The 17,358-nt window shown below is 60.6% G+C and carries 16 protein-coding genes and 1 pseudogene; 5 read left to right on the forward strand and 12 right to left on the reverse strand.

What is annotated here, in order from left to right; genetic code table 11:
* Window positions 1-7: 7 nt before the first annotated feature.
* From LDN90_RS12160 to LDN90_RS12185, 6 genes are all read right to left on the reverse strand, one after another.
* On the reverse strand, window positions 8-1,684 hold the full coding sequence (locus LDN90_RS12160) for a thiamine pyrophosphate-binding protein (protein WP_223945880.1): 1,677 nt from the start codon (window positions 1,682-1,684) through the stop codon (window positions 8-10).
* The gene (locus tag LDN90_RS12165; protein WP_223945882.1) at window positions 1,681-2,493 is read right to left on the reverse strand and encodes a cyclase family protein; all 813 of its coding nucleotides are present in this window, start codon (window positions 2,491-2,493) and stop codon (window positions 1,681-1,683) included. Before LDN90_RS12165 ends, LDN90_RS12160 begins: the two co-directional genes overlap by 4 nt.
* Before the next feature lie 28 nt (window positions 2,494-2,521).
* Complete coding sequence (locus LDN90_RS12170) at window positions 2,522-4,099, reverse strand: NAD(P)/FAD-dependent oxidoreductase (protein ID WP_216923778.1); 1,578 nt, start codon at window positions 4,097-4,099, stop codon at window positions 2,522-2,524.
* Between the two features lie 16 nt (window positions 4,100-4,115).
* The gene (locus tag LDN90_RS12175; RefSeq protein WP_223945884.1) at window positions 4,116-5,876 is read right to left on the reverse strand and encodes a flavin reductase; all 1,761 of its coding nucleotides are present in this window, start codon (window positions 5,874-5,876) and stop codon (window positions 4,116-4,118) included.
* Between the two features lie 51 nt (window positions 5,877-5,927).
* Window positions 5,928-7,205 (reverse strand): styrene monooxygenase/indole monooxygenase family protein, encoded by a 1,278-nt coding sequence (locus tag LDN90_RS12180; protein ID WP_223945886.1) that lies wholly within the window; start codon window positions 7,203-7,205, stop codon window positions 5,928-5,930.
* A gap of 110 nt (window positions 7,206-7,315) precedes the next feature.
* Entirely contained in the window at window positions 7,316-8,110 is a 795-nt protein-coding gene (locus LDN90_RS12185; protein WP_216923780.1) for an SDR family oxidoreductase, read from the reverse strand.
* 331 nt (window positions 8,111-8,441) lie between these two features.
* Between LDN90_RS12185 and LDN90_RS12190 the strand changes: the two genes are divergently transcribed.
* A complete protein-coding gene (locus LDN90_RS12190) occupies window positions 8,442-9,464 on the forward strand; it encodes an AraC family transcriptional regulator (protein WP_223945887.1) in 1,023 nt (340 codons plus the stop codon).
* Between the two features lie 95 nt (window positions 9,465-9,559).
* Here LDN90_RS12190 and LDN90_RS12195 read toward each other — a convergent pair.
* From LDN90_RS12195 to LDN90_RS12215, 5 genes and pseudogenes are all read right to left on the reverse strand, one after another.
* A pseudogene (locus LDN90_RS12195) lies at window positions 9,560-9,849 on the reverse strand (amylo-alpha-1,6-glucosidase); the annotation flags it as partial.
* Between the two features lie 225 nt (window positions 9,850-10,074).
* A complete protein-coding gene (locus LDN90_RS12200) occupies window positions 10,075-11,112 on the reverse strand; it encodes an AraC family transcriptional regulator (RefSeq protein WP_223945888.1) in 1,038 nt (345 codons plus the stop codon).
* Between the two features lie 101 nt (window positions 11,113-11,213).
* Window positions 11,214-12,314, reverse strand: coding sequence for an LLM class flavin-dependent oxidoreductase (locus LDN90_RS12205; protein WP_223945889.1), 1,101 nt, complete (start codon window positions 12,312-12,314; stop codon window positions 11,214-11,216).
* A gap of 70 nt (window positions 12,315-12,384) precedes the next feature.
* The gene (locus tag LDN90_RS12210) at window positions 12,385-12,900 is read right to left on the reverse strand and encodes a flavin reductase family protein (RefSeq protein WP_223949285.1); all 516 of its coding nucleotides are present in this window, start codon (window positions 12,898-12,900) and stop codon (window positions 12,385-12,387) included.
* 160 nt (window positions 12,901-13,060) lie between these two features.
* Entirely contained in the window at window positions 13,061-13,252 is a 192-nt protein-coding gene (locus tag LDN90_RS12215) for a hypothetical protein (protein ID WP_216923785.1), read from the reverse strand.
* A 358-nt stretch (window positions 13,253-13,610) separates the two neighbouring features.
* On the opposite strand from LDN90_RS12215, the gene LDN90_RS12220 reads away from it, so the two are divergent.
* The 3 genes from LDN90_RS12220 to LDN90_RS12230 all read left to right on the forward strand — a co-directional run bounded on the left by LDN90_RS12220 (window position 13,611) and on the right by LDN90_RS12230 (window position 15,297).
* Window positions 13,611-14,222: a dihydrofolate reductase family protein gene (locus LDN90_RS12220; RefSeq protein ID WP_223945890.1), complete on the forward strand. Its 612-nt coding sequence runs from the start codon at window positions 13,611-13,613 to the stop codon at window positions 14,220-14,222.
* 100 nt (window positions 14,223-14,322) lie between these two features.
* A complete protein-coding gene (locus LDN90_RS12225) occupies window positions 14,323-14,781 on the forward strand; it encodes a VOC family protein (RefSeq protein ID WP_223945892.1) in 459 nt (152 codons plus the stop codon).
* A gap of 87 nt (window positions 14,782-14,868) precedes the next feature.
* Window positions 14,869-15,297: a VOC family protein gene (locus LDN90_RS12230; protein ID WP_223945893.1), complete on the forward strand. Its 429-nt coding sequence runs from the start codon at window positions 14,869-14,871 to the stop codon at window positions 15,295-15,297.
* A gap of 74 nt (window positions 15,298-15,371) precedes the next feature.
* Here LDN90_RS12230 and LDN90_RS12235 read toward each other — a convergent pair whose 3' ends face one another.
* Entirely contained in the window at window positions 15,372-16,355 is a 984-nt protein-coding gene (locus tag LDN90_RS12235) for an Lrp/AsnC family transcriptional regulator (RefSeq protein WP_223945894.1), read from the reverse strand.
* 310 nt (window positions 16,356-16,665) lie between these two features.
* Here LDN90_RS12235 and LDN90_RS12240 point away from each other — a divergent pair, with 310 nt between their 5' ends.
* Window positions 16,666-17,307, forward strand: a complete 642-nt coding sequence (locus LDN90_RS12240) for a sigma-70 family RNA polymerase sigma factor (RefSeq protein WP_263426262.1) — start codon at window positions 16,666-16,668, stop codon at window positions 17,305-17,307.
* Window positions 17,308-17,358 lie beyond the last annotated feature (51 nt).

The following is a 17,358-nucleotide window of genomic DNA, read 5'->3' on the forward strand; positions in this document are numbered from 1 at the left end:
CCCGGGATCAGTGTCCTTGGAAGGCCTCCGCCAGCCACCAGGAGCCACCGTCCGAGGCGATCTTGGCATCGATCACCAGGGGCCGGTCCCGTCCGCCGTCCCTGAAGGCTGCAACCCATTCCCGTACTGGCTGAAGGTCCTCAAGAGTCCTGACTGTCACGCCGTCGGCTCCGTATCCCCGGGCGATTGCGGCAATATCCGTCTCGGGGAAGGACACGCTCCCCAATTCCTCTTGCGGGTGGTGTTCGGCGAAGTGGTGGACCTCAGCGCCGTATGCGGCATCGTTGTAGACGATGCAGACCAGCGGCAGCTTCAGCCGTACGGCGGTCTCCAGCTCGCTGATGCCCATTAGGAACCCACCGTCTCCGGCACCCAGGACGGGCAATCGATGTGGTTGCGCTATTGCAGCGCCAATTGCCGTGTAGAGGCCAATGCCAATCGCCTGGAACGCTTGGGTAAAACAGAATCCGAATTCGTCCGGAACCGCCAGGTACTGGCTGGGGTAGCCCATGAAGTTGCCCGAATCCACTGCGAGGATCCTGTCTGCGGGAAGGATTGTATCCAGTTCCCGACTGATCACCCGTGGATCGATCGACGTCGCAGTGCCAAGGTCCGGAGTCTCCACGTCCCGCCACCGCGAACTCTGTTTGATGGCGAGGGCGTTCTGCTCAGTGCGGTACTTTTCCGCCGCTGCAGGCTGGGTCGTCCTGAGCACTTCCAGGGCGTCGTCGGCCGTGAGGGCGGAATCACCCAGCACGCCAAGTGTGATCTGCCTGTTGGCGCCCAACGAGGAATCTTCGACGTCGATCTGGACTACTTTTGTCCCGGTAGAGATCAGCCTGCCGTGACGCATAGTCCACATATTCAGGGTGCAACCCCACCCGACAATCAGGTCCGCTGAGGTAATGAGCTCCGCGGTTAAAGGGGAGGAGAACCCGCCGGAGATGCCCAAATTGTGCGAATCGCCGTTGAACAGCCCATTGGCCACGGCCGAGGTCGCCACGAGTGCCCCCGCATGCCGGGCAAGGGCCAGGATGGAATCCCGGGCGCCCCTGCCGCCGCGGCCCGCTACAAACACGGGCCGTTTCGCATTGGAAATCAGCTCTACCAGCTGGTTCACTGCACGGGTATCCGGACGAAGCCGCACCGGCACAGGCACGACGACGGTACTCACCGTGTCTGCGGCCGTTCCGCTTTGGACATCCAAAGGCAAGCTGAGGACCACGGTCCTGCGCTCATTCACCGCTGTTCGAAATGCCCGGACGGTGTCCGCTACAGCCGTTTCGGGGGAGTGGATCCGTTCCGCCACGGCCCCTACGCTGCGTGCCAGTGCATCTTGGTCGATCTTGAAGTTGGACCGGATAGCTGCCGCCTGCGTATCGGCCGTCAGCACGATCATGGGTGTTCGGCTCTTGGCAGCTTCCCCGACGCCGGTGATCGCGTTGGTCAGGCCACATCCTTGGTGTGTGGTCACCACGCCCACCTTGCCCGACATCCTGGAGTAAGCATCGGCCATGGTGGCAGCGCCGCCCTCATGGCGGGCCGCGGTGTAGGGAATTCCGGCGTTCATCAAGGTGCTGGTGACGTCGAAGTTGCCGCTTCCCACCACCCCGAAGACGTGGCCGACTCCCAGCTTTGCCAGTGTCTGGCCCACCAGCGTGGAGACCCTTACCTGCTCGCTCATGCGCCGGGCTCCGATGCGGTGCTTTCCGTCTTTGCTGAGTTGTCAACCAGTGCATAAACGCGGCTGGGGCTCCCCGTCCCGCCGACGATGGGCAGGGGTGCAACCACCAGTGTCGCGCCGGTGACCGGGAGGCGATCAACGTTCCGCAGCGACGTCACACCATATTTGTCAGCGCCGAGCAGGAACGAATGGACCGGGAACATCGGATCCAGTGTTGCGGCCTGGCCAGCATCAATGCCGACCGTTTCCACGCCGAAGCCGCTGATGGAGGCGTTTCCGGCGAGCCATTTGGCACCCGCCGCGGAGACCCCGGGTGTGTGGGGGCCGGCGTCGTCAGCGTTCATGAAATCCGATGCGTTACCGCCGCGGGCGGACCAGCCGGTGCGGAAGATGACCCAGCAGTTTTCCGGGAAAGGGCCATGGTCCTGCTGCCACTGCTCGAAGTGTTCGGGTTCCAGCAGGAAGTCGGCGTCCTGTGCAGCTTCGGCGGTCTTGTCAATCACCACAGCCGGCCCCACCAGGCGGTAGGGCTCGATCTGGTCAACGGATTTCCCGTCCTTGCCCGTGATCCAGTGGACGGGAGCGTCCAGATGTGTACCGGCGTGTTCGCCCACCGTGACGTCGTTCCACGCCCAGGCCGGTCCGGCGTCGTCGAAATTGCTGACGGGAGTGAGCGAGAGTCCAACCGTGTTGGCCAAGGGTTGGGGAAGATTCAGAATCGGGGTGTCACCGCTGAGTGGCGTGGTGAGGTCGACGACGTCGATGGCGCCGGATGACAAGGCTGCGGTGAGCTCATTTAGAACAGACATTGTTCTCCTGTCGGGTTGATGTGTGGGTTCATTTCAGTTTCTGGGCAACTAAATGCCCCGATCCGCCGGACAGCCCGGGACCGGGGTGGGTGGAAGCGCCAATGTGCCACAAGCCCTTGACGGGGGTTTTGTGGTTTGCGGCCTGGGGGAAGGGCCGCCAGAGGAGGTTTTGGAAGAGTTCCGCGGATCCGCCGTACGGATCGCCGTTGACGGCATTGGGGTTTTCCGCAGCCAGATCGGTCGGTGCCAGGATGTCCCAGGCCAGGACGGAGGCCCTGGTGCCTGGCGCGAATTGTTCGAGCCTGGTCAGGACGCGTTCCATGTACTGTTCCTTAAGTTCCTGTGTCCAGCCGCCGTCCACGGCGAGCGACCCTGCCGCATCCGCTACCGGCGAGAACGGCACTTCCTGTAACTGCAGCCATAGTGTCGCTTTGCCTGCGGGGGCCCGGGAAGGATCCAGGACGCACTGCTGACCTACGACGACGGTAGGTTCCGTAGGCAACAGCCCCGCTTCGGCTTGGGCGCAAGCAATTGCAGTACTGTCCGAACCGTTGCTCAGGTGAACCAGGGGCACGGAATCCAAACGCGGATCGGTCCATTGGACCGGTTTATCCAAAGCCAGGTGGATCTGCATGGCCCCGCGGCCATTCTGGTAGCGTGCGGCTGCTTCGGCCAACCCGGCTGGTGGCTGGCGCAACAGCTTGGAATACAGCGCCTGGGGCGACACATTTGCGAGCACGGTCTGTGCGCTGACCAGGCCCTTGGAGGTTTTCACGCCTGTTGCACCTTTGGAGCCGACCAGGATTTCCTCGGCTTCGGTGTCCAGCATGATCCGGACGCCTTTATCCCTCAGAAGGGCCTCAAAAGCAGCGATGAAATTCGAGGCCCCTCCTTTGACGACAGGCAAGCCAAAGCTGTGCATGCTCAAGGCCATGACCGGAAGCATGACGCCGCCGGTCGCTTGGTCGGGGCCGAGGCCTGCGTGAAGGAGCCAAGGGGACCAGAGCTGGTCGGTTTGCCATCCGTTGAAGCGGCTGCGGAGATAGTTGCGGCCGCTCATGACGGAATCCCGGACGAAGGCCTCAGTACCCTTGACTTTTCCTCGCTTCAAAGCGCCGGCGGCGATCCTCAGCACGTCTTTGAACGAGCGGAGTTCAGCACCGAACGCACCGAAAATGGTCCCTGCATTGCGGCCGAGGTCCTCCAACATCGCCAGGTAGGCGCCTTCGTCTCCGTTCTCCTGCAACGCAGCTGCAGTGAGTGCCGGGTCGCGATGGGCCATGACCACCCTGTGTTGCCCCGTCTTTGGATCGGCTGCCACGCTGGCCGTCACCGCGCCGTCGGAATTGCAGTATTCCAATCCCCTCGCATGCAGCTCGCTTCCCAAAGCCTGGTAAGCCCCTCCGGAAACGAACAGGGGGTGCCAGGAGGAGAAGGAATCGTGGATGAACCCGGGCAGCGTGCGTTCCGCTGAATGGATGAAGCCGCCCAGCCTGCCACCCCGTTCAATGAGGCAGACGCGCTTCCCGGCCATGGCAAGCTCCGCGGCGGCTACCAGGGAGTTGATCCCCGAACCAATGATGGCAATATCGGTCGAGTCCGTCATGGAGGGCACCGTCATCTCAGAAGTCCGGGTGGTTGGTCGCGGCGTGGTATTTGCCGCTGTGGAACAGGAGTGGTTCCCCTCCAGCATTCTCGTACTTCTCCACCTCGCCTACGTAGATGACATGGTCGCCGGCATCGTGTCGTGAGACGGTGCGGCACTGGAACGTGGCGACGGCGCCGTCCAGCAACGGGATTCCGGCGATTCCCTCGGTGGTTTCCGCGCCGGCGAATTTGTCTGTGGCTGGCGTTGCGAACTGGCGGGAAAGGACGTGCTGGTCACTGGCAAGGATGTTGATGGCAAAGTGCGTGGCGTCCTCGAAGTCCGCCAGGCTGGGAGCACGCTTGCTGGGGCACCACAACACCAGCGGAGGTTCCATGGAAACGGACGTGAAGGAGTTGGCGGTCATGCCCACTTTCCGTCCGTCGACTCCAAGGGTGGTGACTACGGTGACGCCCGTGGCGAATTGTCCGAGTGCGCCACGGAAGTCCCTCAGGTCAAAAGCTGACGAATCTTCGTCCTTGCGTGCCTGCACAAACTCGGCGGCAGCTGCGGGATCGAACCACCATGGGTAGAACGTGCGTGGATCATCGAATCCTCCGGCGATGCTTGCGGCCAGTGCAGGGTGGTCTGCGGCTTCGGCCAGCACAGCCTGTTGGTGTTCCCGCCGGGGTTTGAGCATGTCATTTGTCCATGCCACCGCCCACTGGCCCCAGCCCCGCCAGAACTCGTCAAAGGTGCGTTCCATCCACTGCTTGTCGAAAGGCTGCTGCCCCCGCCGGATGATGGAATCCAGGTAGTACTTGGCGGCCAGCGTCGCGTTGTTGGACCCTTGACCGGTGAGGGGATCGTTGAGCAGGACGGCGTCGCCCAGGCCGAAGACAAGGTTGCCGTTGCCCAGTTCGCCCACTGCTGAACGAACGGTCGGCGTGATCCGGCCCAGGAGTGTTGCACCCTCATCGGTGAGTGTCGCGTTGGCGAAGTTCTTCGCCTCGTGGGGAAAATGTTCTTCCAGGATTTCCAGGGATCGGCTCAGCTGTTCCTCCGGACTTGTAACATCGGTCCACTTATCCATTGGGCCGCCGACTATGCCTTCAAAGACCATCATCTGGCAAGGCCCGGACACTGTGAGTCCGGGAAAGGTAAAAAATTCCCCGACGCCGGGGACTACGGACATGCGAATGCTGTCATTTGTATTGGATTTGTCCATTGAGACCGTATCCAGTGAGTCCGAATCGAGTGAAACATAGTTCAGGGCCAGGACTCTTTGCGGACGGTCGAACGGGGACTTGGCCCTGTCCTTGGGGAAGATCTGGGCGATCTCTCCCTTTCCGGTGCCGACGATAACCAGCTCATAGTCGCGTGCGAGTTCCTCCAGCATGCGCTGCGTGACTTTCTCTATACGGAAATCACCGCCACCAGCCACAAAGGCCTCGATCCAGGCCGCACTCTTGATCCGCTGATCCACCGAGTGGGCGGTTCCCTCAAGGGGTGCCTCCCACTCGATGGCGTCTGAGCCGGGTTCGCCTTCCACACGCAATCGGATGGCGCCGATCCCGGGCACGGCTTCGTCGTCATAAAGCTTGGTCAGGGCGGAGCTCAGCTGCGCTTCGGCGGCGAGGGCTGTGGGGAACATGCATTGGCTGGACATCACCTTGCCGGTGCGGATCTGAGCGGCCGAACGGTCCGAGAACAGGGTGACTTCATACCCCTCCCGTTGCAGGCCCAAGGCCAGTTGAGCGCCGGATTCGCCGGCTCCGATAATTGCGATCTTTCGCATGTCTGGTTTTCCTTCGAGGAACGTTGTTGCCAGGGGGAAGTGGAGCGACTATCAGGTCGCGGGTACGGCTGAGCCCACGCTTGCAAGGTATGCGGCCGCCTTGTCCGGGTCCATGAACCATTCCTGGAAGTCCGGCGGGTTGTTGAAGCCGTTGGCGAAGCGGTGCGCGATTTCGGCCGACTGGCCGGCCGCTCCCAGGAGCGAAAGGACATGCGGGGGAGGAGGAGCCAACAGTGCGTTCGTCCACTGTGCTACGTGCTGGGCATAGTTCCAGTACGTTTCGAAAGTGGCCTGCATGAACGCTGCATCGAAGGCACCTTCGCCGTGTCCCGCAATGCTCTGCAAGTAGGACGCCGCACATTTGCTGGCGTTGTTGGAGCCCTGGCCGGTGATGGGGTCGTTGAGGACTACGACGTCCGCGAGTCCGAGGACCTTCTTGCCGCTCGGAAGCGTCGCGATGGGATGGCGGACCGTGGGTGCGAACCGGCCTTGCAGGAAGCCGTTGGGATCGGTCAGCTCGACGTCGGCCGCCCGGCTGGCTTCCCACGGCAAGTACTGCTTCAGGATGGTCTTGGACGCTTCCAAGTGTTCCCCGGGAGTCAGGCCCTTCCAGCAATCCATCGGGCCGCCCGGAATGCCCTCAAAGACCATGATTTCGCACGGACCTGTGGTGGTGAGGGCCGGGAAGGCAAAGTACTCGCCCACCCCTGGAATCAGGTTGAAGGAAACTGCCGAGTGTTCTGCCCTGGGTTCCATTCCAGTGACGTACGTCAACGCCAAGGCACGTTGGGGTGCGTCATAGGTGCTGCGCTGGGCATCGCGGGTGAAGAGCTGCGCAATTTCGCCCTTGCCTGCCGCCACAATCACCAGATCGGAGTTAAGGGAGTAGCGTTCCAGTTCCTCCACACCGGCGTCCTCAAACACCAGCTCGCCTCCCTGCGCCACGAACTCTTCCATGAACCTCGGGAACTTGACCCGCTGATCGATGGACTTGGCCGGGTTATCCAGGCGCGATGCCCAGCTGATGGCCTTCTCACCAAGAACTTCCGGATGGGGGATCGTAAACGATATTCCGTCCACGGTGGGAGCTTCAGGCCAGAAGTCCAACCCGAGCGCCCTCTCGTGCTCAAGGGCATCGTGGAAGATGCATTGGCTGGAGGAGACCTTTCCCTCGTGGATTTCTTCGGCGGTGCGGTTGGAGATGGTGGTGACCGCAAATCCTGCTTTGAGCAAGCCGATGCCAAGTTGCAGGCCCGATTGCCCTGCTCCGACGATGGTGATGTGGCGCTGTGTCATAGTGTTGACCTTGTCTTTCTGCTGTCTCTGCATCCGTAAATGATGGGGGAAGATATTTGGCCGGGCCTCGGCGTTCGTTCGGGATGGGTTTGTTCCCAGCCGGGAAGGCCGATGTGCACGAGCTTGATGTCATTCATGTGTCGTCACCTCTTTTCAGCGGCGAGTAATGGGATGGCTTCTTCGGCGCGCTCGGGCCCCAAAGCGGAGTAGCCGCCGTCGACTGCCCAATCAGCTCCTGTCACGAAGCTTGCGGCGTCGCTGGCGAGGAAAGCGACCACGGCTCCGATCTCCTCTGGCCGTCCCACCCGCTTCAGGGCATGGAACGGGGCTGCTACGGAGTCTGTCTTGTCAATGTCGCCGCCGGACAGGGTGTCCATGATGTTGCTCCACACCCACCCAGGGCTGACCGAATTGACGCGAATGCCATCGTCGGCAAGATCTACGGCCATGCTCCGGGTCAGCTGGACCAAGGCGGCCTTGCCCGCAGGGTAGAGCCAGCGGCCTGTCTGGGCAACGGAACTCGAAATCGAGGTGAAGTTGATGATGGCCCCGCGCTGGGATGCCTTGAGGTAAGGGCGTGCCGCGTTGCTTGCCATGACGGCGCTCACCACGTTGATGTTCAGTGCCTGCAGCCAATCGTTCCTGTCCGAAGCCGCACCTTCATCTTTGTAGGTGCAGGCCAGATTGACGAGGATGTCGATACCTCCATGCGAGGCTGCCGTGTCGTTCATGAGCCGGGCTACTGCTGCATCATCTGTGATGTCAGTGAGCGAAAAGCTGATGTCGCTTCCCAACGCGTGGAGCTGCGCGCCGCCGTCGGCGTCGATGTCGGCGACCACAACGGTGGCACCGGCATCGCGCAACGCTACGGCGACGCCTTGGCCGATCTTGGTGGCGCCGCCGGTGATGACTGCGGTCTTGCCCGAGAGTGCTGACATGGCCAAACCTTTCGTAGTGAATCGGTGAGGTGGAAAGTGTCTTATGTACGCATTGACGCTCGTCGCTGCCGACGGACGGCCTATTTCACTGCCTATTTGACAGTGGGCCTCGGCGCGGGCTTCGGATGAGTCCGTTCCCACTCGATTCGGCGGTCATGCACCAGCTTCACGTTCTTCATCTCTGCTCACCCCTTCCATCGGTTTCTTTGCTGCGTTTCTATGACGTGCGTCATACTTGTTCTAAGAGTGACTCTATTCACAGGCAAAAAACGGGTCTATCCGCTTGGCGCAGGGCTCATCCAAAAAACGAAAACCGGGGAAGGAACGCGCAATGGTGAGGATCCTTCCACGTGACGTCCTCAGGGGCCTGCCGACAGTGAGCACGACGGATGTCGATGACGCGCACCAGAAAATCGCTGATTTGTTCTGCGGTCACGACCTCGTTCCGCAGACCCGGGGGACGTCCGTGGACATGAAGCTGCGCTCGTTGCACCGCGGTGATGTTGGCATCGAATTCCTGGACTATGGTGCGGACGTCCGGATCAGTCCGGAAGGACTGGAGAACTTCCATCTGATCCAGATTCCCCTTGCGGGCCACGCACACATGGAGGTGGGCTCATCCTCGGTGGATTCGAGCCCCAAGACCGCGACAGTTCCTCCGATCGACCGTCCGTTCACCATGACGTGGGATCGCGGAACCCCGCATTTGATTGTCTACGTGAGCCGCCTCGCTCTTGCTTCTGTAGCAGCGCAACTCTATGGAGAGGATCCGCAGGGAAATGGTTTGCGGACCAAGGATCCCGGCGGCGATCCGGAGACGAGCGTGAAGCTCGGCTATGCGATGGACCTTACTGGCCCTGCCGGCCGGGCGTTCCTGAGGTCGGTCGTCGAACTCCACGACGACATGATCAGCCAGCAGGAAAGAACGGCTCCAACTTTCGTCCAGAAGCTTCTGGCGGACACGATGGTTTCCCGGCTGCTCTTGGCAATGAGTCCCGTGACGGAGGCTGACCACTCCAGTCCAGCTTCCGAAAGCCGCCTGATACGACAATTCCGGGAACTGCTGGAACGGCACGCCTCTGAGGAGCTGGGGGTTCCGGATATCGCAGAGAATCTGGGAGTGTCGGTGCGTACCCTGCAACTGGCCCTACGCTCCGAGGTGGGGGCAACGCCGTCGGAGTTGTTGAGGAGGGTGCGACTGGACCGGGCCCGGGAACTGCTTCTTGCTGCTGCCCCCGGACAGGAGACCATTGTTTCGATCGCAGAGCGCTGCGGTTTCTCCCATCAAGGGCGCTTCTCGGCGCTCTACCTTGACACGTTCGGCGAGCTGCCGTCGGAGAGCCTTCGCCGGTAGCCTCGCTATCCGATATCGAGCTATTCGCTATTCGCTTGGTCGAAGTCTGTCCAATTGGTCAACGTCAGCCAGCGAAGGGCGCGTACCGCGGTGGAGATCGGAGTGGTCGCCGCCCAGGCCTGGGGTGAACATGCCGTGGGATAGGGAAGCGCCTGAGGGTAGTCGGAGCGGCTGTAACCGCAAAACAATTCAGGCTACCGATGGTCGGTATGTTCGGCGGCCTCCATCAAAGCTGAAGCAAGGCGCTGGGCTTCCTCAACAAATCCATAGCGCACCAACCCCGCGACAATCAGTGCATTATCGTGCTGCCACACGGAGCCGTTGTGCTAACTGACCGGATTGTAGGCACCCATGTCCGTGGCCAGGGTGATACGCCCCACCCGCTGGAAAGATGTCCCCGCTCTGCAAAGAGATACAGAACGCGGATCCTTCTACGAGTGTCACGGCACCCTGCCCAACAGGACCCGCCGCGTTATCTGCATTCCATCCGGCCACAGCAGGCTCCTTTGAAGTGCACCGCCTGTCACGTGATCTGAATCTCCGCCGGTACCGTAGAGCTTGCCAGAGCCCCCTGTAGCCGGGGCAACGTCAGTGCCTCCGCCTACTCACTTCACCGGAAGGCCGTAGCCGCCAAAGGACGCCCCCGCAATCTTTGGAGCGTTGCGGACGGAGACTCCTTGTACTTTTCGCTGTAATACGCGGCAAACCGCCCAAGGTGGGAGAACCCGGCGTCGAAGGCTGCTTCGGCAACCGTTGCGGCGGCTGGACCTGCCTGTCCCTCTAGAATCCGGCGTGCACGCGCCAGCCTCATATCGCGCAGGACGTGCGCGGGACTCTGGCCGACGTGTGCTTGGAAGGCATTATGCAGTTGCCTTGTGCTGATCCCGACGGCAGAGGCGACATCATCAATCCGGATGTTTGCCCCCAGGTTCTGCTCCAGGTAATTGCAAGCCAACTCAACGTACGCCGGAGCCCCCTTGTTGCCGGGCAAGGGAGCGAAAGCCGGCTCCAAAAAAGGAGCAAGCCCGGCGGACATTGTGGCAAGAAGAATATTCTCAAGCCAAGTCACGGACTCTCCGGGGAGGCCTTGGTCCAGCTGGCGGCAGGCTTCCAACCAGGTTTGCGACACCATGTTCGGATTGCTGAGCTGCAATGGAACGTCGCTGGCAAGGGAAATGGGCTTGACCAGCACCCGGCCGGCCGTAGCAGCCAGATAGTTTTCCAGCACATCAGCGTCGACGCCGCCAACGAGGGCTCCGCGCAGTGGGTCCGGAACCATCTTGGTCTGATGATGCGAGCTCAAGGCGAACGGAGTATTCGCCACCCATTGGTTGCCGCAGGATTCCACGAGCATTGGACCCCTCGGGATGACGAGGAGCGCCCGGCGGCCCGACGCTGGACTGACAATGGTGACACCCGTACCGTACGAGACGAATACCAGGCTGATGGCACCCGCCACCAGGCCGTTGACGGTTCCGTCGATTCCGTGTCCCTGATGCGGAACCAGCAGATGCTCATCCGACGTCAGGCTGTTGACGGAGTCGCGGACAACTGCTGCCGAGGTGCTGCGGGTTAGCGCATGTGCTTCAAGGGGTCTATCCGCAGGCAACTGATGGGAGACAGCGTCGGCCGCTCCAGTTGAATCCATGTAATGACCTTTCCCGGAAGGGAATCTTGATCCTGGTTGCACCGAGACCGCCTCTACCATCCGACGGATATATAGAGTGCTCTTGACGATAGTCATGCCTTCTATACATTGGCAAGTGCCGGTTCACGAACGCCCAGCTTCTCCAGGCGCGGGAGTACCTCCTGGGCGAAGTACTCAAGCTCGCCGGCGTAGTCGACAAACGCAAGGGTCATCCCGTCAAAACCGGCCTTGGCGAAACGGGCAATTTCTGCGGCTACTTCATCAGGTGTGCCAACGATCGGGCAAGAGCCATGGCCGGCGGCAAAACGCGACCGCATGGTAGCCAACATTTCTTTAGTGAAGGATTCCGCGTGCAGTCCCTGCAGGTTCATGAGGTAATCCACCGCACCCCAATCAGCATTCTCTTCTGCGTAATACGCCAGATAGTCCGCTGCCTCCTGATGGCTTGGCCGGCACACCACATGGCTGAGGGTCAGAACACCAACCTCACGTTGGTAATTCGCCATCGCCTGGCTTTTCACGGAGCGAACAATTTCTGCCCCGTCCTCGGGTCCGCCGACCACCGTGAAGACGAAATCCGAGTTCCTTCCAGCGAAGTTCCTGCCTTGCGTGGACGAACCCGCATTGAGAATAGGAACTTTTCCACCGGCGGGCTTCGGCAATGCCTCAACATGCTTGAGCGAGAAGAACTTCCCGTCGAAATCAAAGATTTCTTCCTCTTGCCATGCCCGACGCACCACGTCCCACCACTCTTGGGCGAAACCGTAGCGATCGTCATGGGCCTCCGCCATATCTACGCCCATGGTTTCGTACTCGGGTTGATTCCAGCCAGCCACGATATTCAGCCCAGCGCGGCCGCCACCGATCGCATCAAGGGTGGCGATCTGCTTCGCCGTCACCAATGGGTGGTTGAACGCTGTGTGAACCGTTGAAAAGACAGAAATTTTTTCGGTGGCGGCCAGGAGCGCGGCGGCCCATGGGATGGGCTCGAGCACCGAACCATGAAAATTCGTATCGCCCTTGTAACCGATCCATCTCGCAATGGGCAGCAGGAAATCAATTCCTGCCTGGTCGGCTATGCGGGCCATCCGAAGGTTTTCCTCCCACGTAGCCCCCCACCTTTCGGGGATCTTTGTGACGGCCAATCCGCCGGAACAATTTGCCGAGAATAGTCCGAGCTTGAAGTGGTCTTTTCTGTTCATGGGATGCATGATTCCTCTTTCGGGTCCAGTGTGAGTGTTGGTGATATACACGAGCCGTCAGGCCCTGGTTCTACGGTTTCCGCAAGTGCTGAAACAGAAGGGGCTCGAACGGCTCCGCTTGTGTAATGTGGTCCACTTGGCCGACCAGGATCATGTGGTCGCCGCCCTCATAGCGTGCCCATAGCCGGCAGTCGAGTCGCAGTCCCACGCCCGGCAAAGCGGGCGCGCCGGTAGATCCCACAAGAGGAGTGAGGCCTTCAAACTTGTCATTGCCGCGTTGGGCGAAGCGGGGGACGTAGTGCCCAAGATCCTTACCCAAAACGTGGATGGAAAAGTTATCTGTCGCCATCCAGGTCTCAAAGCTGGACGATGCTCTGTCCACACACCAGGAGACAAGGGCCGGATCCAGCGAGACGGAGGCGAAGCTGTTCATGACCATGCCGGCCCGTCGGTTGCCCGCCGCGGTTGTCACGACGCTGACGCCCGAGGGCCAATGCCGCATGACGGACCTCAGGTCCGGCGGAACCGCAGAGGGTTCCAGGTCTTTTGCTACAAACGGTTGCTGTTGGATGCTGTCAGTCAACATCACGTGCCACCTCCAGTCAGTGTTACGAACGTTCCACAATTCTGCGGACCGCAGGCTGACTGGACTATCCGTTCTTCGCTGACTTATGGCCGTTTTGCGCCAAATACCACTGCGCCGCAATCCCCAATCCTGGCGGGGAAAGTACGCGACGGGGCCTCTGTCACCGGAACACGCCGAGCTGGATGTTGACGGCAAGCACCACGGACGCCAGCGCGAGGATTCCCGCGCCTAGCTGTAGGAGGAAGCCGTCCTTTGAACGCCGCAGTCCTCTTGGCGCGGACCGTGGCATGAGGGAGACGGCGCTGAAGCTGGTCATCAGTGCTGCGGCGATGATGACGCTCAAGCTAAGCATGGCGTCATAACCTTCCCAGGCTTGGCTAAGTTCCAGGGCAAGACACGACGACGTTGTCGCATGGGGGCTGCCTTTCGCAGACGGATGCATCCAACAATATCGTCAATTGTTGACGATAAACAAGCGTTTGCCCTACCCGTCGGTCATTGACGCCCAGATCGCATACGACGGTGGAGCGTGGTGGCGGCCGAGGCCTTTAAAGGCCACCGAGGCCGAACATCATCGTGTTGAGGAAACCCCTACCCATCGTGTGCACGCGTCGCTAGTCTGGCTCGCAGTGATGTCGATCCCGGGTAATCCCGATCGGCGTACGGTTGGAGGCGGCATCCGGGTTGCCTCACATGCGAAGGAGTACATTATGGGAATCCTCTCCGTCGACCTGTTCATCACCCTTGACGGCGTGTACCAAGGCCCGGGTGGACCTGATGAGGACCGTGAGGGCGGCTTCGAATTCGGCGGCTGGCAGGCGGCATATTCGGATGAGGAAACCGGCCAAGCGATCGTCGCGGGAATCAACCGCATGGATGCGCTGCTCTTGGGACGCAAAACCTACGACATCTTCGCGGGATACTGGCCCAACCGCACCGATGACCCGATCGCCGACACCTTCAACGCCCTGCCGAAGTTCGTCGTCTCCCGCTCGCTGACGGATCCTGGCTGGGCGGGCACTACGGCGTTGTCCGAAGTGGCGGAAGTGGCTGCCCTGAAGGATCGGTTCGAGGACATCCACGTCATTGGCAGCGGCGAGCTCGTGCGGTCCTTGCTGAAGGTCGACGTCGTTGATCGATTGAACCTCTTCCTCTACCCCATCACGCTTGGAGCCGGAAAGAAGTTGTTCCCCGACGGTGCCGGCGTGCCGGCAGCGTTCCGGTTCGCGCAACCACCGCAGGGGTTCCCGACGGGCGCAGTGGCCCTTGCCTACGAGCGCGCGGGTGTGCCCGTTACGGGCATCGACATCGGCGAAGGGTAGCAAGGTTGCCGGCCGCCGTCGGGCATTGTGTGGTGGAACCCACGCGACTAGCCTCAGTCGGGGGACAAGTGGTTCCTCGCGATCCTGGAGGACTTGCAGAATGCAGAAGATATCCACCTGTTTGTGGTTTGACGGCCGGGCCGCGGAGGCGGCGGAGTTCTACACGTCGACATTTGATGATTCGTCCATCCTGACATCGTTGCCGGGTCCAGACGGACAGGTTCTTACCGTGGACTTTGAAATTGAAGGACGGCAGTTCATGGCCTTGAACGGGGGACCGGCCTTTACCTTCAACGAAGCAGTGTCCCTGGTGGTCAACTGCGACTCGCAGGACGAGGTTGACCGTTACTGGGATGCGCTCTTGGAAGGAGGGGGAGAAGAAAGCCAGTGCGGATGGCTGAAGGACAAGTTTGGCTTGTCGTGGCAGATCGTCCCTGCTGGGATGCCGAGCCTGTTGAATGGTCCGGATCCAGCAGGTTCCCAGCGGGCAATGGAAGCGATGCTGAAGATGCGGAAGCTAGATATCAATGCCCTGCAAAAGGCGTACGACGGCGACTGAAAGTTTGGGGGACAGGCGCCTTGGGCGCTGCTAGCATTACCGCACGGTGACGTGCGCACCTATTACAACCATGAGGAGAACTGACTAATGACAACCCGCCTCAACCCATATATCTCGTTCCGCGATAATGCCAGGGACGCAATTAACTTCTACGAGTCCGTCTTCGGTGGCGAACTAACACTCAGCACTTTTGGCGAATTCCAGGCAAGTCAGGACCCAGCCGAAGCGGACAAGGTCATGCACGCCATGCTGGTGACTCCCAACGGACTAACACTGATGGCCGCCGACACGCCCAACGGTATGGACTACAACCCTGGCAATAACATTTCGGTGTCACTCAGCGGCCAGTCCGAGGACGAAGGCGAGCTCCGTGGTTACTGGGACAAGCTGGCCGACGGCGGTACCGTCACCATGCCACTTGAAAGCGCACCGTGGGGTGACACCTTCGGGATGTGTGTGGACAAGTTCGGCATTGCCTGGTTGGTCAATATTGCAGGAGCGCAACAGGAGCAATAGCGGCCACGCAGGGCAATGTAGCCTCGAACGCCTCGTCCGGCTCGCGCTGGACGGGGCATTCGTATGTCCGGTACCTACATGATCCGCCGACCGGAAGGGTCCAGTCTGACACCAACATGCTTAGGCGTACGCAACGCGATGGAGCGATCCATGATCTCCACCGTCGGCAACCTTTCGCCCAGCTGCCGCTCGAGAACGGTCATGTCCTCGAGTCGGCGAAGCCAAACACACATCACGAGCGAGTATGGCCCTCCCGTCATTGCGACGAGACGCACTTCTCCGAGACCGACCAACTTGTCCGCAACTGCCTCCACTTGGGTGGCTGGGACGCGAAGAAAATACCAAACGCTTACAGGCCATGGTGATAGTTTGCGGGCGATTTCCAGCCGGACTACGATTCGATCTTGCGCCAAGGCAGCGTTTAGGGCGCTTTTCGCGCGCGAGGGGCTGATTCCGAGCTGGTGGGATATTTCCGTTATCGAGGCTCGACCATCAGAGCGAAGGATCCGGAACAGGTGGCCCTCCACATCTGTCGATGCGGCCCTGGTGGCGGGACTAGGTTGGGGTGCTTCCCGCTCTATGAGCTTTACCTCGTGATCCTGCAATGAGCGCAACCGCCAACTTCGGGCGTCTGCTATCAGATTGATGCCCACATGGGTTCTTGTGCTGCGGATTCCTTTGATGGCGCCCAGTCGGTCCAAAATGAACCGTCCAAGGCTCGCCTCGTCGCGGCAAATAACAGAGAGGACCATGTCCCGTCCGCCCGCAGTGTGGTCCACTGAGAGGACATCCGGATCGGCCGCTAGTTCGTCGGTCACTGCTGCCAGGCTGGCAGGCGAGCACTCAACTTCCACAATGGCAAACGCTACTTTGGAACCACTGCCATGGTGGGTTGCTACCCATGCCAGGCCTTCCGCGGACAGGAAATTCCAGCGGCGGGCCAACGTGACTGCGTCGGCTCCGACTACAGGCGCCAAAGCCGTCCACGGTGCCCGGGGTCGGATTTGCAGGGCATGTAAAAGCCTGAGATCCCGTTCATCAAAGTCGAAATCCTGCATGGAACGTCTACTTCCAACAAATTGCCTGCGTTTTGAGTGTGACCAATCACTTGCTGCCTAGATTCTAGGCGTCATCACTCAAACACGTCGGAAGGCAACCATGCTTGTCCCCGTCCTGCCGTTCGGCCGCGTCCAATCCTCCACGCCGGCTCAGCAAGTACAAGTGCTTCTGAAACCTGCACAACGTCAGCAGGGGAGGGGAGCCGGCAGACACACGCTACCGGCGGGCGAGAGTGACACATGCCTGCTCGCTGCCGTGCGAGGGGGTGACTCGCGATCCTTCGAGGAACTTTTTCGCCGGTACCAACGCGTGGCCACCCGTGTTGCCCGGACGGAATCGGATAATCCAACGGACGCTGACGATGTGGTCTCCGAGGCGTTTGCATCGATCCTGAAGTCCCTGCTGGAAGGCAGGGGACCGGTGGACTCATTCAGGGCCTATCTGTTGACCACCGTTCGGCGGATGTCGCACCGCCGGAATCTGCAGAGCCGACGAGCATCGGCGACGGTGGATGGCGTTGTGAGTGAGATCGTGGTTTTTAATGGTGATCCTGTTGTCAAAGACTTCGAGAATACGATCCTTCTGCTGGCTTTCCGTTCCCTGCCGTCCCGCTGGCAGACCGTACTTTGGCAGGTGGACGTCGAGGGCATGAAGCCGGCCGCAGCGGCGCGGGCTATGGAACTGACTCCAAACGCTGTTTCATCGTTGCTCATCCGGGCACGGGAGGGTCTCCGCCAGGCGTACCTGCAAAAACACGTGCAGGAATCAGCTACGGACCCCTGCACGGACTTTTCGCGCTACTTAGGTAAATACGCCCGCAATGCCGTGCGCCGGGCCGCTCAGGAGAAAGTTCGCCGGCACCTGGACGATTGCCTCCGGTGCACCAGGGTATTGGCTGAGTTGGTGGAAGTTCAGTCAAGAATGAAACAGGCCGGCTCCGGCGCTGGATAGGACTGGCCGCGCCGGTCAGTGAAAGGCGTAATCAACGCTTACTTTACATAA

It is taken from the genome of Arthrobacter sp. NtRootA1, from assembly GCF_019976975.1.
GTDB lineage: Bacteria > Actinomycetota > Actinomycetes > Actinomycetales > Micrococcaceae > Arthrobacter > Arthrobacter aromaticivorans.